Annotated in this window: 23 protein-coding genes; 8 read left to right on the top strand and 15 right to left on the bottom strand. The window is 71.7% G+C overall.

Translation table 11 applies throughout. The features are described 5' to 3' along the window. Window positions 1-95: 95 nt before the first annotated feature. Entirely contained in the window at window positions 96-1,130 is a 1,035-nt protein-coding gene (locus ACZ67M_RS25085) for a lactonase family protein (RefSeq protein WP_392015349.1), read from the top strand. Between the two features lie 160 nt (window positions 1,131-1,290). Here the strand turns inward: ACZ67M_RS25085 and ACZ67M_RS25080 are convergent, their stop codons facing one another. From ACZ67M_RS25080 to ACZ67M_RS25060, 5 genes are all read right to left on the bottom strand, one after another. After that, complete coding sequence (locus ACZ67M_RS25080; RefSeq protein ID WP_392237872.1) at window positions 1,291-2,214, bottom strand: sirohydrochlorin chelatase; 924 nt, start codon at window positions 2,212-2,214, stop codon at window positions 1,291-1,293. 135 nt (window positions 2,215-2,349) lie between these two features. Beyond that, window positions 2,350-3,333 (bottom strand): N-acetylglucosamine kinase, encoded by a 984-nt coding sequence (locus tag ACZ67M_RS25075; protein WP_469852812.1) that lies wholly within the window; start codon window positions 3,331-3,333, stop codon window positions 2,350-2,352. Continuing rightward, a complete protein-coding gene (locus tag ACZ67M_RS25070) occupies window positions 3,330-4,007 on the bottom strand; it encodes a uracil-DNA glycosylase (RefSeq protein ID WP_122620777.1) in 678 nt (225 codons plus the stop codon). The genes ACZ67M_RS25075 and ACZ67M_RS25070 overlap by 4 nt, the downstream gene beginning before the upstream one ends. A 70-nt stretch (window positions 4,008-4,077) precedes the next feature. Next, window positions 4,078-5,232: a WD40/YVTN/BNR-like repeat-containing protein gene (locus ACZ67M_RS25065; protein ID WP_361355949.1), complete on the bottom strand. Its 1,155-nt coding sequence runs from the start codon at window positions 5,230-5,232 to the stop codon at window positions 4,078-4,080. Between the two features lie 107 nt (window positions 5,233-5,339). Further along, window positions 5,340-7,046 (bottom strand): DNA alkylation response protein, encoded by a 1,707-nt coding sequence (locus ACZ67M_RS25060; protein ID WP_469852810.1) that lies wholly within the window; start codon window positions 7,044-7,046, stop codon window positions 5,340-5,342. 101 nt (window positions 7,047-7,147) lie between these two features. Here ACZ67M_RS25060 and ACZ67M_RS25055 point away from each other — a divergent pair, with 101 nt between their 5' ends. Then, on the top strand, window positions 7,148-7,900 hold the full coding sequence (locus ACZ67M_RS25055) for a PaaX family transcriptional regulator C-terminal domain-containing protein (protein ID WP_392015598.1): 753 nt from the start codon (window positions 7,148-7,150) through the stop codon (window positions 7,898-7,900). A 4-nt stretch (window positions 7,901-7,904) separates the two neighbouring features. Here ACZ67M_RS25055 and ACZ67M_RS25050 read toward each other — a convergent pair whose 3' ends face one another. Together ACZ67M_RS25050 and ACZ67M_RS25045 are read right to left on the bottom strand one after the other, a co-directional pair. Then, entirely contained in the window at window positions 7,905-8,708 is an 804-nt protein-coding gene (locus ACZ67M_RS25050) for a pectate lyase (RefSeq protein WP_469852809.1), read from the bottom strand. A gap of 196 nt (window positions 8,709-8,904) precedes the next feature. After that, window positions 8,905-9,984 carry an NADH:flavin oxidoreductase/NADH oxidase gene (locus ACZ67M_RS25045; RefSeq protein WP_385795022.1) on the bottom strand — a complete coding sequence of 360 codons (1,080 nt, stop codon included), beginning with the start codon at window positions 9,982-9,984 and terminating at the stop codon, window positions 8,905-8,907. Between the two features lie 124 nt (window positions 9,985-10,108). On the opposite strand from ACZ67M_RS25045, the gene ACZ67M_RS25040 reads away from it, so the two are divergent. After that, the gene (locus ACZ67M_RS25040) at window positions 10,109-10,471 is read left to right on the top strand and encodes a helix-turn-helix transcriptional regulator (protein WP_361355954.1); all 363 of its coding nucleotides are present in this window, start codon (window positions 10,109-10,111) and stop codon (window positions 10,469-10,471) included. Between the two features lie 115 nt (window positions 10,472-10,586). Continuing rightward, window positions 10,587-11,042, top strand: coding sequence for a DUF6214 family protein (locus tag ACZ67M_RS25035; RefSeq protein ID WP_361355955.1), 456 nt, complete (start codon window positions 10,587-10,589; stop codon window positions 11,040-11,042). A gap of 18 nt (window positions 11,043-11,060) precedes the next feature. Here the strand turns inward: ACZ67M_RS25035 and ACZ67M_RS25030 are convergent, their stop codons facing one another. Further along, window positions 11,061-11,714: a DUF305 domain-containing protein gene (locus tag ACZ67M_RS25030; protein ID WP_385795540.1), complete on the bottom strand. Its 654-nt coding sequence runs from the start codon at window positions 11,712-11,714 to the stop codon at window positions 11,061-11,063. A gap of 208 nt (window positions 11,715-11,922) precedes the next feature. Here ACZ67M_RS25030 and ACZ67M_RS25025 point away from each other — a divergent pair, with 208 nt between their 5' ends. Then, window positions 11,923-13,425, top strand: coding sequence for an LVIVD repeat-containing protein (locus tag ACZ67M_RS25025; RefSeq protein ID WP_361355957.1), 1,503 nt, complete (start codon window positions 11,923-11,925; stop codon window positions 13,423-13,425). On the opposite strand, the gene ACZ67M_RS25020 is transcribed toward ACZ67M_RS25025, so the two are convergent. The 4 genes from ACZ67M_RS25020 to ACZ67M_RS25005 all read right to left on the bottom strand — a co-directional run bounded on the left by ACZ67M_RS25020 (window position 13,413) and on the right by ACZ67M_RS25005 (window position 16,209). Next, on the bottom strand, window positions 13,413-14,096 hold the full coding sequence (locus ACZ67M_RS25020) for a TetR/AcrR family transcriptional regulator (protein WP_361355958.1): 684 nt from the start codon (window positions 14,094-14,096) through the stop codon (window positions 13,413-13,415). The genes ACZ67M_RS25025 and ACZ67M_RS25020 overlap by 13 nt on opposite strands. Before the next feature lie 246 nt (window positions 14,097-14,342). Further along, the gene (locus tag ACZ67M_RS25015) at window positions 14,343-14,993 is read right to left on the bottom strand and encodes a hypothetical protein (RefSeq protein WP_392015329.1); all 651 of its coding nucleotides are present in this window, start codon (window positions 14,991-14,993) and stop codon (window positions 14,343-14,345) included. Between the two features lie 27 nt (window positions 14,994-15,020). Next, window positions 15,021-15,797 (bottom strand): hypothetical protein, encoded by a 777-nt coding sequence (locus ACZ67M_RS25010; protein WP_469852807.1) that lies wholly within the window; start codon window positions 15,795-15,797, stop codon window positions 15,021-15,023. Between the two features lie 163 nt (window positions 15,798-15,960). Further along, window positions 15,961-16,209 (bottom strand): hypothetical protein, encoded by a 249-nt coding sequence (locus ACZ67M_RS25005; RefSeq protein WP_361355964.1) that lies wholly within the window; start codon window positions 16,207-16,209, stop codon window positions 15,961-15,963. A gap of 191 nt (window positions 16,210-16,400) precedes the next feature. Here ACZ67M_RS25005 and ACZ67M_RS25000 point away from each other — a divergent pair, with 191 nt between their 5' ends. After that, window positions 16,401-17,027: a DUF6000 family protein gene (locus ACZ67M_RS25000; protein ID WP_469852806.1), complete on the top strand. Its 627-nt coding sequence runs from the start codon at window positions 16,401-16,403 to the stop codon at window positions 17,025-17,027. A 2-nt stretch (window positions 17,028-17,029) separates the two neighbouring features. Further along, entirely contained in the window at window positions 17,030-17,488 is a 459-nt protein-coding gene (locus ACZ67M_RS24995; protein WP_392237857.1) for a DUF5958 family protein, read from the top strand. A gap of 170 nt (window positions 17,489-17,658) precedes the next feature. On the opposite strand, the gene ACZ67M_RS24990 is transcribed toward ACZ67M_RS24995, so the two are convergent. Then, window positions 17,659-18,084: a hypothetical protein gene (locus tag ACZ67M_RS24990; RefSeq protein WP_450730240.1), complete on the bottom strand. Its 426-nt coding sequence runs from the start codon at window positions 18,082-18,084 to the stop codon at window positions 17,659-17,661. Between the two features lie 84 nt (window positions 18,085-18,168). Beyond that, window positions 18,169-18,507: a DUF6233 domain-containing protein gene (locus ACZ67M_RS24985; RefSeq protein WP_361355967.1), complete on the bottom strand. Its 339-nt coding sequence runs from the start codon at window positions 18,505-18,507 to the stop codon at window positions 18,169-18,171. Window positions 18,508-18,552: 45 nt separating this feature from the next. Here ACZ67M_RS24985 and ACZ67M_RS24980 point away from each other — a divergent pair, with 45 nt between their 5' ends. Then, a complete protein-coding gene (locus ACZ67M_RS24980) occupies window positions 18,553-18,774 on the top strand; it encodes a LexA family protein (protein WP_385795011.1) in 222 nt (73 codons plus the stop codon). A gap of 507 nt (window positions 18,775-19,281) precedes the next feature. On the opposite strand, the gene ACZ67M_RS24975 is transcribed toward ACZ67M_RS24980, so the two are convergent. Then, the gene (locus tag ACZ67M_RS24975; RefSeq protein ID WP_469852803.1) at window positions 19,282-19,989 is read right to left on the bottom strand and encodes an HAD family hydrolase; all 708 of its coding nucleotides are present in this window, start codon (window positions 19,987-19,989) and stop codon (window positions 19,282-19,284) included. Between the last annotated feature and the right edge of the window lie 19 nt (window positions 19,990-20,008).

Raw genomic sequence — 20,008 nt, 5'->3', positions numbered from 1 at the left:
ATCGACTGCTACCGTCGCTCCGGGGCGGACGACCGGTCGGTACCGACCCGCGCGGGACGGCGTGTGACGAGTGACGCAGGACGAGAGGGGCAGCGGTGGCGGACGGTGGCAGGCGGCAGCGGCGGGCGTACATCGGGTCGTTCACGGCGGCCGGCGGCCCCGGCATCCTGACGGCGGACGTCGACCCCGACAGCGGCGCGCTCACCGTCGTGAGCGGCACGGACCGGCTGCCCGACCCGTCCTACCTCGCCCTGGCCCCCGACGGAGCCACGCTCTACGCCGTCAGCGAGACGGCCGAGGGCGCGGTGGCCGCCTACCGCGTGAACGGGGACAAGCCGGAGCCCGCCGGGCGTCCGGTACCCGTGGACGGCGACGGACCGACCCACCTCAGCCTGTACGACGGTCACGTGCTCACCGCCAACTACGGCTCGGGCACGGTCTCCGCCGTACCGGTCCGCTCCGACGGCAGCCTCGCCCGGTCCGCGTCCGGGGTCCTGCGGCACACCGGTTCCGGCCCCCACGCCCAGCGGCAGCAGGCGCCGCACGCGCACCAGGTGCGGCCGGACCCGAGCGGGCGGTGGGCGGTCAGCGTGGACCTGGGCACCGACTCGGTCCGGGTCTGCACCCTGGCGGACGGCGCCCCGGCCGTGCACCGGGAGACCGCGCTGCGCCCCGGCTCCGGCCCGCGCCACCTGGCCTTCCACCCGGACGGCGGCCGGGCCTACGTGCTCAACGAACTGGCGCCCACCGTCACCGTGTGCCGCTGGGACGCGGCCGAGGGCGCCCTCCAGCCGCTCACCGAGGTGCCGGTGCTGCCCGGGGCGCCGGCCGGGGACGCCTACCCGTCCGGCGTCGTGGTCTCTCCCGACGGCCGATTCGTCTGGACCGCCACCCGCGGCGAGGACGTCCTGTCCGTACTCGCCGTGGAGCCGGACGGACTGCGCCTGACCGCGACCGTGCCCTGCGGCGGGCACTGGCCCCGGGAGATCGCCGAGTCGGGCGGCTTCCTGTACGCGGCCAACGAGCGCTCCGGGGACGTGACCTGGTTCGCCCTCGACCCGGACACCGGCGTGCCCCGGCGGGCCGGCTCACTGGCGGTGCCGGCGGCGTCCTGCGTGGTCTTCGGCTGACGTCGCGCGGGGTCCACGGCTGGCTCCGAGGACCCTCTTCGCCACACGGCACGACAGAGGGCCCGCTCCCGTACCGGAGCGGGCCCTTCGGCTTCCCTGAGGTGCCGTGCAGCCGTGTCCCGTGCCCGCCCGCGACCGTGTGCGCGCGGGCGTCCGCGCGTCAGCGGACCGGAGTGCCCTGCGGCTGCTGCGGCGAGATGCCGAGCGCAGTCGTGTACTTGGCCAGCGCCAGCTTGCCGATCGCCGGGTACGGGCCGAGCGGCTCGGCGGTGGAACAGTCCGCCTCCTTGGCGGCCTCCACCAGCACGGACGCCTCGATCTCCGGGCCGATCAGGTAGGGCGCGAGCGCCAGCTGCTGGGAGCCCGAGGAGCGCAGCTGCTCGGCCACGGACGCGATCGAGCCCTCCTCGTCCAGCGCGGCGGCGATCACCGGAACGGCGAGGCGCGCGGCGAGCAGCATGCCGGTGATCCCGGCCGCCTGGACCGCCTCGTCACCGCCCACGGAGGCCAGGATGATGCCGTCCGCGGCGGTCGCCACGGTGAACAGCCGGGCGCGGTCGGCGCGGGCCAGACCGGCCTCGGAGAGCCGCACGTGCAGGGCCTCGGCCAGCAGCGGGTGCGGGCCGAGCACGTCGGTCAGCTCGGCCGCGACCCTGCTGTCCATGACGGCCTGCCGGATCCGGCGCAGCAGCGCGTTGTCCGGGCCCGCGAGCAGCGGCACGACGACGGCGACGGGGCCGTCGGGCTCCTTCACCTCCAGGCCGGCGGCGCGCGCCTGCTCGAAGCGGGCGGCGCGCTCCTCGGCGGCGCTCACGAGTACGGCCGACAGTGAGGGGAACTCGGTGTCGTCCCCCTCGAGGTGGCCGACCCGGGCGTCGAGGCCGGGAAGCTCGGAGCGGGCGATGCTGATGACCTCGTCGGCGAGGCCCCGGGTGGCGCTACTGGGCGTCCCCGGGACCGCGAGGACAAGCGCGGGCGCGCCCTCGGGCGCCACCAGGGGTTCGGGGCGGCGGTGCCGTCCCGGCTGGCGGGGGCGCGGCATTCGTACTGGCAGGCCGGACGCGGGCCCAGTGGGGGAGCTCATGGCGCCGCATGTTACTGGTTTCCGGGGTTTCCCTGTTCGGGGAGGGTGCAGGTGAGCGGTATCCGTCCTGTTTTGTCTGATGAGTGATGTACGGATCGGCCGACATCGGCACGATTCACCTTCCCGGCGGACCGGTTATCGGCCTTCCGTCACGGTCGTCACCCACAGCATCGCGTCATCACCCGGGAGGGTGAGCGTGCCGGTCGCCAGGTCGGTGGCGACGCGGACCGAGCCGTCCAGGGGATCGCCCTCCGCGGCCGTCCGCCGCGCCTGCGGCAGCCGCTTCGCCAGCTCCTCCTCCAGCGGTGCGACGAGCGGGTCGCCCAGCTTCAGCAGGCCGCCGGTGACCGCGAGGCGGGGCTCGCCGTCGCGGGGGCAGACCGCGGCGGCCGAGTCGGCCATGTGCCGTGCCGCGGCGCGCAGGATCTCGGCGGCCACGGGGTCGCCGGGCGCGCAGGCGGCGACGTCGGGCGCGAAGGAGGCGAGGACGGCGGGGCGGTCGGTCCGCGGATACAGCTGCCCCGGGATGCCCGCCGCCGGGCCGAAGCGCTCCCGGGCCCGGGCCAGCAGCGGCGCCGAGCCGCCCTTCCGCCCGTCGTGGGCGCGCAGCGCGGCCTCCAGACCGGCCCGCCCGATCCACGCGCCGCCGCCGCAGTCGCCCAGCAGATGCCCCCAGCCGTCCGCCCGGTGCCAGCGGGCCAGGTCGGTGCCCGTCGCGATCAGGCCGGTCCCGGCGGCCACCACCGCTCCGGGCCGGGGGCCGAGGGCGCCGACGTAGGCGGTCACCGCGTCGGCGACCAGCGCGACCTTCCGGGCTCCCAGCTCCCGGGCGAGCGCGCCGGGCAGCTCGGCGCGCAGCGCGTCGCCCAGGGTGGCAAGCCCGGCGGCCCCGACCACGACGGTGCCGAACCGGTCCACCCGGGTCTCGGCGGTCAACGCCCGCACCATGGGGAGCAGTTGTTCCATCAGGTGCTCCGGCTCGATGCCACGGGGGCCGGTGCGCACGGGCTCCCGCGACGCACGGTGCCCGAGCGGGCCGCGCCCGTCGGCACCGGCCGTGCCCACGACCACGCGCAGCCCCGAGCCGCCGGAGTCCACGGCCAGGAAGCCGCCGCTCACGGCAGCCGCCAGTCGACCGGCTGGCCCCCCAGCCGCACCAGCAGGTCGTTGGCCCTGCTGAACGGGCGGGAGCCGAAGAACCCGCGGTCGGCCGACATCGGGGACGGGTGCGCGGACTCCAGGGCCGGCAGGTCACCGAGCAGCGGCCGCAGGTTGCGGGCGTCGCGGCCCCACAGGATGGACACCATCGGCTTGCCGCGAGCCGCCAGGGCGCGTATCGCCTGCTCGGTGACCTCCTCCCAGCCCTTGCCGCGGTGGGCGGCGGGCTTGCGCGGGGCGGTGGTGAGCGCCCTGTTGAGCAGCAGCACGCCCTGCCGGGTCCACGGGGTCAGGTCGCCGTTGGAGGGCTGCGGCAGGTTCAGGTCGGTGTTCAGCTCCCGGAAGATGTTGAGGAGGCTGCCGGGCAGCGGACGCACCTCGGGTGCGACCGAGAACGACAACCCCACGGCGTGCCCCGGGGTGGGATAGGGGTCCTGCCCGACGATCAGTACCCGGACGTCGTCGAAGGGCTGCTGGAAGGCCCGCAGGACGTTGGCTCCGGCCGGGAGGTAGGTGCGTCCGGCGGCGATCTCCCCGCGCAGGAAGTCACCCATCGAGGTGATCCGCCCGGCGACGGGTTCCAGCGCCTTCGCCCAGCCCGCTTCGACGATTTCATTCAAGGGTCGTGGTGCCACGGGCGTCACCCTACTGCCGTACGGGTGACGCCGATCAAGCGGTGGCCAAGGCCGGAACCCCCCGCCCGGTTCACGCCAGGACCGCGGCCCGCACGCACAGCACGTCCGGCAGGTGGGAGGCCAACTGCCGCCAGCTGTCGCCGTCGTCGGCCGACGCGAACACCTCGCCGTTGCGATTGCCGAAGTACACGCCCGCGCGGTCCGCGTCGTCCGTGCACAGCGCGTCGCGCAGCACCGTGCCGTAGTGGTCCTCCCGGGGCAGGCCCGCCGACAGCGGCTCCCAGCTCTTGCCCGCGTCCGCGGTGCGGAAGACCCGGCACCGGTGGTCCGCGGGCACCCGGTCGGCGTCGGCGTTGATCGGGAAGACGTACGCCGTGTCGCCGCGGTGCGGGTGGGCGGCCACGGCGAACCCGAACGTGGACGGCAGCCCCTCGCCGATGTCCGTCCAGCGCCCGCCCGCGTCGTCGCTGCGGTACACCCCCCAGTGGTTCTGCAGGTACAGGCGGTCCGGGTCGGCCGCGTCCCGCGCGACCTTGTGCACGCACTGGCCGAACTCCGGGTCGGGGTCCGGCAGGAAGACCGCGGAGACGCCGGAGTTGGACGGCGCCCAGCTCGCGCCGCCGTCGGTGGTGCGGAACACACCCGCGGTCGACACGGCGACCGTCACCGAGTCGGGGTCCCGCCGGTCGGTGAGGACGGTGTGCAGCCCCTCCCCGCCGCCGCCCGGCACCCACTGGGACCGCGTGGGGTGCTCCCACAGGGGCCGGACCAGCTCGAAGCTCTCGCCGCGGTCCTCCGAGCGGTACAGCGCGGCCGGTTCCGTGCCCGCGTAGACCACGTCCGGCTCGGCGGCGGCCGGGTGCAGCTGCCACACCCGCTCCAGAGAGGCTCCGGTGTCCTTGGGGAACTTGACGGCCGGAGAGCCCGGTTCGGTCCAGGTGCGGCCCAGGTCGTCGGAGTGGAACACCGACGGGCCCCAGTGCGCGCTGTCGCCGCCCGCCAGCAGGCGCGGGGTGTCGCCGCGGATGTCGAGGGCGACCGAGTAGACGGCCTGGGCGTTGAAGTACGGGCTCTCGTCGAACTCCCAGGTGCCACCCCGCCGGCGCCCGATGAACAGGCCCTTGCGGGTGCCCACGGCGAGCAGTACCTCGGTCATGCCGATCACCTCCGCGGCGTCCTCGTCGACGCCTTTGTCTCGGACACGGGCCAGTCTGCACCCAGCCACTGACAGTCACCTCTGGAGTCGGCGTCGTCGCAGGTCATCCCGGTGATGCGGCATGCTCGCGGAGTCGGGGAGGGGCGGGCGCGGGGCCGGAAGCCGACCCCGCCCGCTCAGTCCGCCGTCGGCAGCGCCCGCGCCAGGATGCCGGCGAGGCCGGCCGTGGACGGCAGGGTGCCGAAGGCGTGCCCCCAGTCGCCGCCGAGCCGCGTCGCGCAGAAGGCGTCGGCGACGGCGGGCGGCGCGTGCCGGACCAGGAGGGAGCCCTGGAGGGTGAGGGCCATCAGTTCCACGAGCCGGCGGGCACCGGTCTCGGACGCCTCGGCCAGCCCCCTCTCCAGCCGGGCCACGGCGGCGTCCAGCCGGGCGTCCGCCCCGCGTGCGAGGGCCAGTTCCGCGAAGAGGGCGTGCGCGGTCGCGGGGGAGCGGCCCAGCGCCCGCAGGACGTCGAGGGCGTTGACGTTCCCCGAGCCCTCCCAGATCGACAGCAGCGGGGCCTCGCGGTAGTGGCGGGGCATGCCCGACTCCTCCACGTAGCCGTTGCCGCCGAGGCACTCCAGGGCCTCCGCGGTGAACGCGGGTCCCCGCTTGGTCACCCAGTACTTGCCGACGGCGGTGGCGATCCGCCGGAAGGCCGCCTCGGCGGTGTCCCCGCGCACCGCCCGGTCCGCCGCCCCGGCCAGCCGCAGGGTGAGCGCCGTCGCGGCCTCGGACTCCAGCGCCAGGTCGGCCAGCACGTTGCGCATCAGCGGCTGGTCGACGAGCCGGGCACCGAACGCGCTGCGGTGCCGTGCGTGGTGACCCGCCTCGACCAGCGTCTTGCGCATCAGCGTCGCCGAGGACATCACGCAGTCCAGCCGGGTGCAGTTCACCATCTCGATGATCGTCTTGACGCCCTGCCCCTCGGGTCCGACCAGCCAGGCGACGGTGCCGTCGAACTCGGGCTCGGACGAGGCGTTGGACCGGTTGCCGAGCTTGTCCTTGAGCCGCTGGATGCGGAAGGTGTTGCGGGTGCCGTCCGGCAGCACGCGCGGCACCAGGAAGCAGGACAGGCCCCCCTGCCCCCTGCCGGGCGCCACCTGGGCCAGCACCAGGAACACGTCGCACATCGGCGCCGACGTGAACCACTTGTGCCCGCGCAGCGTGTACACGCCCGGCTCGGCGGTCGGGGTGGCCGTCGTGGTGTTGGTGCGGACGTCCGAGCCGCCCTGCTTCTCGGTCATGCCCATCCCGGCCAGCAGGCCGCGCTTCTCCGTGGGCGTGCGCAGCCCCGGTTCGTACTCACGGCCGGTCAGCAGCGGCTCGTAGACCTCGGCCAGCTCCGGGGTGGTGCGCAGCGCCGGGACGGCCGCGTAGGTCATCGACGTCGGGCACCCGTGCCCCGCCTCCGTGTGGCCCCACACCAGTCCGCCCGCGGTGCGCGCGACATGGGCGCCCGGCCGGTCGTCCGCCCAGGGCGCACCCGCCAGGCCCTCCCCGACGGCCACCCGCAGCAGGTGGTGCCAGCTCGGGTGGTACTCGACCTCGTCGACCCGGTTGCCGTACCGGTCGTGGGTGCGCAGGACGGGTTCGTGGCGGTTGGCCAGGTCGCCCCAGTCCTGCGCCTGTGCGCTGCCGGCCCGCCGTCCGAGCCGGCGCAGCCCGTCCTCGGCCCACCCGGCGCCCTCCCGCCGCAGACCTTCCAGCAGCGCCGTGTCGTCCGAGGCGTCGTAGGGGGCCAGCGGAGGGGGCTGGTTGGTGACGTCGTGCGTGGCGTACCCCTCCGGGTGGCCCGCGGACTCCTCGTACTGCTCGTCCGGCTCCTGCGCGAGTGTCGTCATGACCCGAGTGTTGCACCATCGCTGCGACCGCAGCAATAGTGCAACACTCGGGCGCACGTACAGTACGTGCTCATGTGGACGGACGACACGCACCCGCGCGGATGAACGGTTCCGAGGCCCCCGGCGAGTCGCCGCTGCGCCCGCTGTCCGCGCGGTCGGTGGTTCTGAGCCTGCTGCTCGGCACCCATCCCCCCGAGCTGCCGGTCCGGGAGCTGGTACGGCTCGTGGAGGGGTTCGACGTCGGCGGGTCCACGGTACGCGCCGCGCTCAGCCGGATGGCCGCCGCCGGGGACCTGAGGCGCACGGACACCGGCTACCGGCTCAGTGAGCGGCTCCTGGAACGCCAGCGGCGCCAGGACGAGGCGCTGCGCCCGCGCACGCGCGCGTGGGACGGCGACTGGGAGATGCTCGTCATCACCGCGACCGGGCGCGGCCCCGCCGAACGCGCCGAACTGCGCACCCGGTTGACCGCCCTGCGCCTCGCCGAGCTCCGGGAGGGTGTCTGGCTGCGCCCCGCCAACCTGCGCCGTCCGCTGCCCGCCGCTCTCGACGGCGTCGCCGAGCGCCTCGTCTCACGCCCCGAGTGCCCGGCCGCCGAACTGTCCGCGCGGCTGTGGCCGCTGGACACCTGGTCCCGCACGGCCCGGGACCTGCTCGCGCGGGTCGGCCGGGCCCGGCGGCCGGCCGACCGTCTCACCGCCTTCGCGGCCGTCGTGCGCCATCTGCTCGCCGACCCGGTGCTGCCCGCGGAACTGCTCCCGTCCGACTGGCCGGGGGCGGCCCTGCGGGACGCCTACACGGAGTATCAGCGGGAGCAGTCCGGACAGGTCCGGGCGGGCGGCACCCGGACCTGAGACGTCACTTGTAGGTGATGTCGGAGGACGCGTACTTGCAGTACGTGCCGTCGGAGCCGGAGCCGTTGGAGTCCGGCTCGTCGCCGTCGTCGTTGCCGATGTACTTCTGGCACGGGACGATCTTCTTGCTGCTGTCCCCGACGACGGTGATGTTGCGCAGGGTCGCGCTGTCGCCGTAGTTGGTGTTGATGCCGGCGATCCGGCCGCCCTTCCAGGTCACCTCGATGGTGTTGAGGTTGATCGTCCGCTTGTACTGTGACGAGCAGTTGCCGCAGGAGCGGATGAAGGTGCCGAAGTTCTTCACGGCGAAGTTGGAGACGTTCAGGGTGCCGGCGCCGTTGAACTGGAAGACCTTGTCGCTGGCTTCCTTGGCACCGCCGCCGGAGACGGTGTAGACGTTCGACGACGAGGAGCCCCGGAAGGTCGCCGCGTCCTCGCCGACGTCCTCCCACCAGACGTTCTGCAGCGTGCAGCTGCCCTCGCAGTGGACGCCGTCCGCGGCGGGGGCGCCGATGATCACGTTCTTGAGGACCGCGCCGGGTGCCAGTTCCAGGATCGGCCCCTGGTCCTCGTCCTGGCCGCCGGAGCCCAGGTCGCCGGTGCCGTACAGGCGCTTCATCCCGTAGTCCTTGGTGCCGGACACCGAGATGGTGGAGGAGACGCCTTCGCTGCCGTTGGGGGTGGGCCAGGTGGCGGCGTGCGCCGAGGTCGCCTCGGTAGTCATGAGCATGCCAACGGAGAGCCCGAGCGCGGCCAATGCGCCGACGGCCGCGCGCCGTTGCGCGTGGGGGCGTGTCGCTGCGGTCATGTTCTGATCCCTTCCATAGGGAGTGGGGGTGGAACGGAACATGTACGTGAACGATGTGCGTCGACATGATTGCGATGCGCGCGCGGTGAGGGGCAAGCGGGGCATTGGGTGCCCACCGCGCGCGCATCGGTCATGCTGATGAACGGACCGTAGAGGGTAAGCGCTTTCTGGTCAACGCTTCGCGCGAAACGCCACCTCACATGCCCCAGCCGTACTGGTCCGGCATCCGGACGTCCTCGCCCAGTTCCCGCGCCGCGTGCTGCGCCCAGGACGGGTTGCGCAGCAGCTCGCGGCCCAGCAGTACGGCGTCGGCCTCACCGTTGGCCAGGATCTTCTCGGCCTGCGCCACCTCGGTGATCAGGCCGACGGCGGCGACCGGCACCGCGGCTCCGGCCCGCACGCGCGCGGCGAAGGGCACCTGGTAGCCGGGGCCGGTCGGGATCCGCACGCGCGGGACGTTGCCGCCGGTGGAGACGTCGAGGAGGTCGACGCCGTGCGCCTTGAGGTCGCCGGCCAGCCGGACGGTGTCCTCCCGCGTCCAGCCGCCCTCGTCGAGCCAGTCGGTCGCCGAGACGCGGAAGAACAGCGGCTTGTCGTCCGGCCACACCTCCCGTACGGCGTCGACGACCTCCAGGGCGAACCTGGTGCGGTTCTCGTACGAGCCGCCGTAGGCGTCGGTGCGGTGGTTGGAGTGCGGCGACAGGAACTCGTGGATCAGGTAGCCGTGGGCGCCGTGCAGCTCGACGATCTCGAAGCCGGCGGCGAGGGCCCGGCGCGCGGCGTCCGCGAACCGGCCGACCACCTCCTGGATCTGCGGGACCGTCAGCTCGGTCGGTACCGGGTGCCGTGCGTCGAACGCGAGCGCGCTCGGCGCCACCGGCTGCCAGCCGTACGCGTCCGGCCCCACCGGGGCGCCGCCCTTCCAGGGCTGCGCGGTCGACGCCTTGCGGCCCGCGTGTGCCAGCTGGACCGCGGGGACGGTGCCCTGGGAGCGCATGAAGTCCGTGATCCGGCGGAACGCCTCGACCTGCGTGTCGTTCCACAGCCCCAGATCCTGCGGGGATATGCGGCCCTCGGGCGACACGCCGGTGGCCTCCACGACGATCAGGCCGGTGCCGCCGGCCGCGCGTGCGCCGTAGTGCGCGAAGTGCCAGTCGCCGGGTACGCCGGCCAACGGGCCCTGGGGCGCGGCGGAGTACTGGCACATCGGCGGCATCCAGACCCGGTTCGGGATCGTGGTGTCGCGCAGTTGCAGAGGCTGGAAGAGGGCACTCATGGCGGGCTGCTCCCTGGGGTGTGGAGGGGCGTGACAGCTCGTACGATACGTCTCGTAGTACGGCGAGTGTCAAACTACGGTGGTTCTCGTACAATGAAGCCCCCGGACGAAAACTGGAGTCGCCGTGACCCCCGTCGCCACCGCCGCAGGCGCCCGTGAGCTGCCGCACCCCACGCGCGCGGAGATCCGGCTGGAAGGCGTGCTGCACGCGCTCTCCGACCCGGTGCGGCTGCGGATCGTGCGGGATCTCGCCGCCGACAGTGACGCGCTCTTCTCCTGCTCGCACTTCGACCTGCCGGTCACCAAGTCGACCACCACGCACCACTTCCGGGTGCTGCGCGAGAGCGGGGTGGTCCGGCAGACCTACCGGGGCACGGCCAAGATGAACGGCCTGCGCAGGGGTGACTTGGACGCGCTGTTCCCGGGGTTGCTCGACGCCCTGCTGTCCGCCGCCGCCCGCCAGGCCGCCGCCCTTGGTGGCAGCTGACCGCGTGTTCCGTCCGCATGGAATGTGATCATTCGGTTACGTTGCGTATGTGCTCGAAGCATCCTTCTTTGATCGTTCTCTTCAGCTTTCCGATCGCTGTCCGGACGACGGTGAGATGTCCGTGCGGCACGCCTGGGTGGTGCGGGAGGGCGGCGCCACGGCCTCCTGGTTCGATGTCCGGCTGGATTTCGCCGACGGCGCCCGGGTGGACGCGCTCGCCGTCCTGTCCGGCCGGGAGGTGCGGGTCGAGGGTGTGCGGGCCGAGCCGCCCCTGTCCCTCGACGACCTCGCCGTGCTCGCCGAGTGGCTGGAGAACCCGCTCTTCGCGGCCTGTGTGCCGGCGCCGGCCCGCCCGCTGCCGGCCGTGTCGCGCCGGGGCCGCCCCGCGTGGCCGCGCGGCAGGGAGGAGCGCCGGCTCGTGGCGCGGGAGTACCGGGAGGCCCGCGAGGAGGGGAGCGACCCCGTCCTCGCGGTGATGCGCGTGACCGGGCACAGCAGGCGCAAGTCCCTCAGGCTGATCGGCCAGGCGCGTGACGAGGGGTTCCTGGCGCCGCGTCGCGCCCGCCGCTGAGCCGCCGTCGGCCGAGAGTCACAGCATCTCGCGCATCCGCGAGATCTCGCTCGTCTGCTGGGCGACCACGTCGTCGGCCATCTCCTCGACCTGCACGTTGTTGCCCTGCGACTTGACGTCCGTGGCCATGGTGATCGCGCCCTCGTGGTGGGTGATCATCAGAGTGAGGAAGAGCTGGTCGAAGGCCTTCCCCCGCGCCGCGCGCAGTTTCTTCAGCTGGGCCTCGGTCGCCATGCCGGGCATCCCGGCGTGCTCGTGCCCGCCGCCCGTCCCCTTCTCGTCCTGCTCCTTCTCGCCGTGGTTCTTCAGCCAGCCCCGCATCGCCTCGATCTCCGGGCCCTGCGCGGCGGAGATCCGTTCGGCGAGCTTCTTGATCCGGCCCGACTCGGCCTGCTTCGGCACGAGTTCGGTCATCTTCAGAGCCTGGGCGTGGTGCTGGATCATCATCCGCGCGTAGGCGACATCAGCCGAGTTGGGGGAGTCGTCGTCGGCCCGCTGCTTCTCGGCGTCCTCGGCGGAGAGTGTCCGGTTGCCCTCGCCCGGCTGGCCGGGAGCGATCACCGAGGGCCCGGTCCTGGCGGCCGACCCGGTGTCCGGGTCCGAGTCGCAGGCGCTCAGGCCGAGCACGGCCAGTGCGGTCAGCGAGGCCGTGACGAGCGACGCGCCGGACATCGCGGAGCGAAAGGGCACAACAACCTCCTGTGGCAGGCGGAATGCGGAGCACCTGGTGGGTGCGATGACCGTCCTAGCACGCTTCCGCGCGTCACTGATCAAAAAACTTCATTGCGTGTTTGTTGCCCCCTGTTGGTATGGGCATGGCGAAGACGATACTGCGTGGTGCGTGAACCGTTCCGACGGGAACGGACCTAGGGAGGAAACAGTGACCCTGTTGAAGGACCCGCGAACGCGGCGCAGACGCCTGGGAGTCGCGGCGGTCGCCGCCGGACTGCTCTCCGCGCTGCTCACCGCCGCCCCGGCCGTGGCGACCCCAGACCCCGGGGACAGCCCGGCCACGTCGAAGGAGGTGTCGAAGAGCGCGCGCGCCGAGGTGCGCGAGGCGATAGAGAGCGGCGAGATACCCGGTCAGGACGAGATAGTCCACTCGGACAACATCGAGCACCTGACGAACATCCCCAAGGACGCACTCCCGGGCACCAATTCGGACCTGGCCTTCCAGGGCCAGTACGCCTTCGCCGGCAACTACGACGGCTTCCGCATCTTCGACATCAGGAACCCGAAGAAGCCGAAGACCGTCGCCCAGGTGCTGTGTCCCGGCTCGCAGAACGACATCTCCGTCTCCGGTGACCTGCTGTTCCTGTCGACCGACTCCTCGCGCAGCGACAGCAGTTGCAACAGCACCACGCAGCCGGCGACCGAGAAGTCCTCCTGGGAGGGCATGAAGGTCTTCGACATCAGCGACAAGCGGAACCCGAAGTACGTCGCCGCCGTCGAGACCGCCTGCGGCTCGCACACCCACACGCTGGTGCCCGAGCGCAAGGACGTCTACGTCTACGTCTCCTCGTACTCGCCGAGCGCCGCGTACCCCGACTGCCAGCCGCCGCACGACGGCATCTCCGTCATCAAGGTGCCGCGCAAGGCGCCCGAGCGGGCGGCGGTCGTGGACTTCCCGGTGCTGTTCCCCGGTGAGGGCCCCGACGGCGGCGGCAACCCGGGCGGGCCCACCAACCCGGGCGTCTCCAAGACCACCGGCTGCCACGACATCACCGTGCTGCCCTCCGAGGACCTCGCGGCGGGCGCCTGCATGGGTGACGGCATCCTGTTCTCCATCAAGGACCCCGAGCGTCCGAAGGTCATCGACCGCGTCCAGGACAACGTGAACTTCGCGTTCTGGCACTCGGCGACCTTCAACCAGAAGGCCAACAAGGTCGTCTTCACGGACGAGCTGGGCGGCGGCGGCGCGGCCACCTGCAACGCGGAGATCGGCCCGGACCGGGGCGCCGACGGCATCTACGACATCGTCGGCCGCGGCGACCACCGCAAGCTGGTCTTCCGCAGCTACTTCAAGATCCCCCGCCACCAGGCGGACACCGAGAACTGCGTCGCCCACAACGGCTCGCTGATCCCGGTCAAGGGCCGCGACATCATGGTGCAGGCCTGGTACCAGGGCGGTGTCTCCGTCTGGGACTTCACCGACTCCAAGCGCCCCAAGGAGATCGCCTACTTCGAGCGCGGCCCGCTGACCACGGACGGCATGACCACGGGCGGTTCCTGGTCGGCGTACTACTACAACGGCTACATCTACTCCAACGACATCGCCAAGGGCTTCGACGTCCTCAAGCTCGACGACCGGCGCACCGACCCGGCCAAGCGGGTTCACCTGCGTGAGCTGAACACGCAGACGCAGCCGGACTACTTCGACTGAGCCCGGTCGTCGCGGCCGCCGGTCGCGAAGAACCGCGACAGGTCCGCGTCGCACGTCGTCCCGCCGGACGCCTCGGTGTCCGGCGGGACACCCATCTCCCACTCCAGCCGGTAACGCTTGAACAACTCGGCGCGCAGCACCGGCACGGGCATCGGTACGCCCGGCACCAGGGCCGCGAAGACCGCTCCCATCAGCAGCGCGCGCAGCATCGGGTAGTCGTGGTCGACGTCCCGCGAGCCGTGCCGGGCGACGGTGTCCCGCAGGAGTTCCGCCAGCCTCCGCTGCTCGGGGCACGGCACGAAACCCACCTCGGCCTGGAGCAGGCCCGCCATGTGCTGGCGCATGAGCACCGGCCGGTCCCTGGCGAGGCCCAGGATCGCGTCGATGGCGCGCGCCATCCGCTCGGCCCCGTCGGCGGTGCGGGGTTCGCGTTCCAGGGCCTCCTCCAGCGTGCGGTGCATCAGCCGGTGCACGGCGGACTGCACCAGTTGGCGTTTGCCGGGGAAGTAGTACGAGACCAGGCCGCGTGCCGAGCCCGCGCGGTCGGCGATGGCGCCCAGCGTGGTCGCCTCGTACCCGTGCTCGCCCACCAGCTCCACGGCGGCTTGCAGAAGCCGCTCCTTCGAACGCCGCCGCAACTCTTCATTGACCGAGGCGCTGCGCGGGGACATGCTGTACTCCTGCGTTGACTGGCTGCCAGCCAACTATACTCGGCGCAGGCGGGCCGGCCCTTCTGAGGTCCGGTCCCGTCATGTCCGTCCCGGGCGACACGGGGGATCGTCCGGGACGGACGAATCCGCCCCGCTGGTTGCCTCGGGCTATGACCATCGACGGAGGGCCCGCCCTCGTGAAGACGAGCCGGCGTGACAACGCCCCCGCCGCTGCCAAGTGCGAGCGGCGGAGGCGTCCCGATCCGATCAGCCCGTGATCTCGCCTTCGAACTCGGGGAACTCGAGGTCGAAGTCCTCACTGTTCCGCTGCACGGTCACCACGATCTTCCTGCCGTACTTCGTCTCGAGGACGTTGTCGTCGGTCTTCGTCGCCGTCACCCCCGCGGCGAGCCGGCCCTCGAGAGGCTGCGAGCCGTTGTCGAACCGAGTGAAGGCGGCCTGACCGCCGTTCGTCGCCCCCTCGGTGATCGTTGACAGGTCACCCAGGTCCACCGACGCCTTGCCGCGGTTCTCCAGCTTCAGCGACACGCGGAAGTCGGTGCCGCCCGGCTCGGGCGTCTCCCCGTAGTCCGCGTTGAAGTCGGTGAACTTCTTCGCGCCCACGACGGTGACCCTCAGCCCGTCCGGCCACGTGTACGACTCGCCGAACTTCAGGCCCGTTGCCCGGCCGTCGGTCCCGTCGCCGCCCGTGCCGGCGCCCTCGTCGGAGCAGTACTTCATCCAGTCGGCCTGGCCGATCGACTCGTCCATGCAGTCGACCTCGGGCTCGCTGGGCTCCTTCGATGCCGCCGCCTTCGGCTTCGACGGCGACTCCGAACTCCCGCCGTCCCCACCGCCGCAGGCCGTGAGCGCGGCGAGGAGCAGGACGGCCGTGGCCGCAGAGACTCGTGTACGCATGATTCCCCCCTGTGTCAGCCCCGCCCTTTACGGGCAGGACTCCTCGAACTTGACCGCCGTGAACTCCACCGGCCGGCCGTTCAACGCCGCACCCGCGGCCGGCTTCTGCGTGCAGACCTGCCAGTTGGACTCCAACAGCACCATCCGGTCCTCGGCTGACGCGTCGTTCACCGTGATCGACGCGCCGGAGTCGAGGGCTCCGCGGGCCGCCTTCACCGACTTGCCGGTGAAGTCCGGCATCTTCCCGCCCTCGGCGGACGGTGCCTTCTCGTCCTTCGCCGGGCACGTCTCCTCGAGCTTCACCGCGCCGAAGTCCAGGTCGGTGTCCGTGGACGTCGAGGTGCCGGCCTTCACGTTCTGGCTGCACACCTTCCAGTTCCGGTCGAAGGCCTGCATCCGGTCCCGGCCCAGCGCGTCGTGAGAGTCCAAACCGTGGAAGCCGAGCTCCTGCGCCTTGTCCTGCGCCGACTGCAAGCCCATGCCGACGAAGTTCGGCACAGTCGCCGTCCCGTCGTTCTTGCCCGGCGCCGGCTTCTCGTCCCTCGCGGGCTTCGCATCGTCCTTGGCCGGCTTGGCTTCGGCGGTCTCGGTGACCGTGACGGTCGGCTGCGGCTTCGCGCTGCTACTCGCCTTCTCCTGCCCGCTGTTGCCCGAGGTGCCGACGCCGACACCGACGAAGAAGATGAGGCACGCCGCTGGGACGGCGACACGCTTCCGGGCCCACCCGGGCTTACCGCCGGGCTGCCCGGGCGGTGGGCCGATGAACGTGGGCGGCTGGGCAGGCGGCGGCTGGTTGTACGACATGAGATCCCCCAAGACACAGTTGAACGCCGGAACACGTTAAACCACATGTGGACGATCTGTGAACGCGGTTCACCCTGTCGTGACTTTGCCGCGCCCCCGGCACTTCTGCCGGGGGCCGTACATCGCTCGGTGTGACTCCCGGGCATGGAGGATGCGTCGGTGCTCAGCTCTCGTGGATGTGGGCGAGGCTGCCGTCGTGCTGTTCGTAGTGGGAGAGGGCGATGCCGATGCCGATGAAGGTGGGCGCCCATTCGCCTACGAAGATGCCCCATCGGTCGGCGCGCTCGATCCCGGCGGCTTCGGCTTTGAGGCTGCCGACCCAGGAGGCGACACTGAGGCCGATGGAGGCGATGCCGGCGAGGTAGGCGTGTTCGCTTCTGATGCCGATGTCGTGCATCTTTTTGATGATCACGGCGGGTCCTCTCTGTGGGGTTGAGATCGGAGTTCCACGTCCGCTACGTCCTATTCGCACCGTATCGATGCATCCGCTTGCGCTGGTTCCGCTCGGGGCTGTCACGGAGGGTAGTGCCGCGGCGATAGCGTCCGTCGAGGCAGTCGGCAAACCCGTGGTGCATGCGTACCGTCCCGGGCCAGGATGCGGCTATGCGTCACGTCCAGAACGATCCCGAGTTGCAGGATCTGGTTCGGCGGTACGTCACGCCTGATCGGCGATACCTCCGTCTGGGCGGGGGCCTTCTGCGGCTGAACCCAATCGAGCGATCCGCATTCGTGCGGGATCTGGCTCAGGCTGCCTGCGAGATCACTCCGGCGGAGCTCAGCATCCTCTTCGAGGGTGGATGGCGCGAGCGCAAGACTGCCGCATGGCTGGTGGCCGTGGCCCACAGGACCGAGTTCCGCGACCTCATCGGTCGGCTCCTTCTGGCAAGCGAGGGGCCGTATGCGGGCGCGGCATACTGCGTCGTTCTAGCGAAGTTTGGCAGTGCAGCGGATGCCGGACTTCTCAGCGCATACCTTGATCACTACTTGTCGCGTCCCGACCTCGACTACGACCAGGCAGTCGTCCTCGGGACGCTCCTGTACCTCGATGACATTCGCGGCTCCGATTGCGCAACACGGTTCCTCGGCCCGGACGGTCCGTGGGACCGATGGCTCGAAGTCCGGGCCGTCGCGGCCCTCGACCCGCAACACTGCCGGCAGATCGTGCAGCAACTCTGCGTTCTCGTCGACGAGGCCGCCGAGGCCTTCGTCTCGCTGGACTGTGGGGGCTGATCATGATGGAGCGAGACATCATCCTGAATGAACTCGCCCAAGGCGTGCGCCCGATGTCACAGGGCATCGAGTGGTTCGACACCTGCGGGCCGGAGAAGCAGGCCGAAGTACTCCTGTTCCTGCGCCATCACTGCGTGCAGGCCCGCGCCGTCGCCGAAGATGGACCGGAGAGCATCCGCCGTGCCGGACTGCGCCCGACGCACACGCCTGCGGTTCTGATCCTCTGCGGCTCGATCGACCAGCAACTGGGGAAGATCGCTGGCCTCACTCCTGTCGATGAACGCCGCAAGGCGTTCCGGCTGCTGATCGCGGTACTCGCGGTCGCGGACGAACGGCGTCGCCAACGCTTCTGCTCCGGCGGATGCGGCCACTGGTGGCACAATCTGCCGGTCGTTGGCGGGGAATTGGCGACGGTCGAACTGGAACGGACCGAATGCGTGCGCGCCCTGATGGACACGTAGAGCCGTGACGACCTCAACGATTGCCAGTTCCGCGGCTCTTGCGCGGAGGCGAAGCGCGAGCATCGCGAGCCGGTCGTTACGCCCGAGCCGGCCGCCGAGTCGGGGCGGCTGGTCGATCTGATGGGCGCGGTGACGGAGTCCGTCGAAGGGGTCCGCCTGGGCGACGGTGCCTACTCCCCCCTGCGTAGGTGCTCCTCTGCCTTCTCGGTCAGGCGCCGGTAGTAGGGCCATACCGGCTTCGGCCGCTGGGCGTCACGGTAGGCAAGGAACGGGGTCGCGGAGCGGCCCAGCGTGACCAGTGCCGGGGCCCAGAGGTCGAGGAAGTCCTTCTCGCTCACGTACCTCTTGGCGCAGTAGAAGCCGGCGATGTCGAGGCTTGCCAGGGCTCGGTTCGCCAGCTCGTACTGCTCTGGGGTCAGGCTTTCCACGTCCCGCATCTCGTGCAGCACCTTTCGCCCGGTCTGGAGCTTCGGGTCGATCAGTGATTCGTGGAGCCGCAAGGTGATGTCCCGGCGGTCATTGCGGACCGACCGGTACAACGAGCAGAGGCTGATCACCAGGGCGATCCCGGATATGACGACTGCGGTCCCATTCACGTCTGCGCGTCCCCCTCGGCCGTAAGCGTGTCCGGGTCAGCAGTCGTACCCAGGGGGCGCGGGCCGCATCCCGCAGCGCGCTTCCTAGCCGTCCAGGAATCCAAGGGCGCTGTCGGGCCGGCATACGTCGCAGGGTGTGACGCCTTCGGTGATGGCGCGGCGAGCCTCGTCGAGGCTGATGCCGCGGGTGCGTCTGCCCCGGTTCCAGCAGTCGCCCTGGTGGACCTGGACGGGCGGACTGTTCCGGTTCAGGCCGGTTTCGAGGAGCCAGTCGGGTGGCCGGGGCCGGTCCTGGATGCCGCGCTGCCGCTCTGCCTCCCGCCGCTCTGCTTGCCGGATGGCGGCCCGCACCTCGTCCAGGGTGTAGGCGAGCCAGGTCTCCAGGGTGCGGAGTCGCGGCAGGTCGGGCGGGAGATCGGTCACGTCTCCAGCTTGCACCAAAATTCGAACAAGATTTCTACTGGGGTCATGGTCAGACGCAAGGTCGAGTACCTCACCGACACCCAGGAGCGGATCCTCGGCGCCATCCGCGCGGCCATCACCGACCAGGGTGACGCCCCCACCGTCGCCGAGATCGCCGCCACCGTGGGTCTGCGGCCGTCATCGGTGCACTATCAGCTGCGCGAACTGGAGGCGAAGGGCGCCATCGCCCGCGAAGCGCACCAGCCGCGTGGAATCCGCCTCGCGTGATGACGGGCATGGCCGCCGGCCGCTTCCACCTGGCCGTGGTCGCCGATGGCAGGGAGCTGCCGCGGCCCTCGCGCTCGCCCGCCGTCTCGACCGCGACGCAGGCAGGTGTGGGGTGTCTGGGCTCGCGGCGGCCACGCTCAGCTCACCGGCGCGACGCACCGGCTCTGTCAGTGGCCGCTCCTAGACTTGTCCCATCGATCCGACGAGCAAGTCGGGTTTGTTGTGGCTGAAGGCCCCGTCTGGTCACGCAGGCGGGGTCTGCTGCTGCCCGGGGTGCATCCGTCGGGAGGGTGCGACGGGAAGCTGACTGAGAGGGCTCATCCTCGGGACCCTCGCCGCCCCGGTGCCCCGGCGGAATCACCACCGGGGGCGGCCTCACCCCCCAGGCTCCGGGTGTCAACGCGATGCGAGTCAGGGCAACCCGGAGGAAGACCCGCGGTACCCGAAGCCCGCCTGGCGGTAGGCGCCTCACCAGGAGACCGAATCCGTCCCGCTGGTTGCCTCGGGCTACGCGCCCGGCCCCGTTCGGCGCACCAGGTCGAGCACCGGCCGCAGTCCGGCCGGGCGTTCGGTCACCGGCAGATGATCCACGAAGTGAACCCCGCAGCCGAGGGCCGCCGCGCCGCCGTCCGCCCGCCGGTCGTCGCCCACCATCAGGGTCCGCCCCGGCTCGGCGCCGAGCGCCTCGCAGGCCAGCGCGAAAAGCCGGGGGTCGGGCTTGCGGATGCCGTGCTCGTAGGACAGGACGTACGCGTCCACGTACCGGTCGAGGCCGTGTGCGCGGAAGACGGGCCGCAGGTCCCAGCCGATGTTGCTGACCACGCCCACGGCGACGCCCTGCACGCGCAGCGTCTCCAGCACCTCGGCGGCGTCGGGGTAGGGACGCCAGGCGTCCGGCGTCATGTGCCGCTCGTACAGCGCGTCGTGCAGCCTGGGGTTCGGCAGCGGCACCCGCCTGGACAGCCCGGTGTAGGCGGTCCGGTGCAGTTCGGAGCTCTGGTCGCGGATCTCCCACACGCCGGCCAGCTCCTCCGGCACCCCCACCGGCGGTGCGCCACCGGGCAGTGCCCCCGCGGCCTCCAGCGCGCGTGCCGTCTCGGCCAGCTCCGGACCGGACAGGGGCACCCCGGCACCGTCGAGCACGGCGCGCAGCCAGTCCTCGGACGATTCGATGCGGAACAGGGTCCCGGAGAAGTCGAACAGCACGGCGGTCATGGGCGGATCCTACGAGGCG

It is taken from the genome of Streptomyces sp. NPDC107500, from assembly GCF_055582785.1.
The sequence above is the reverse complement of the archived record's forward strand: the minus strand, read 5'-3'. Positions and strand labels throughout refer to the sequence as shown.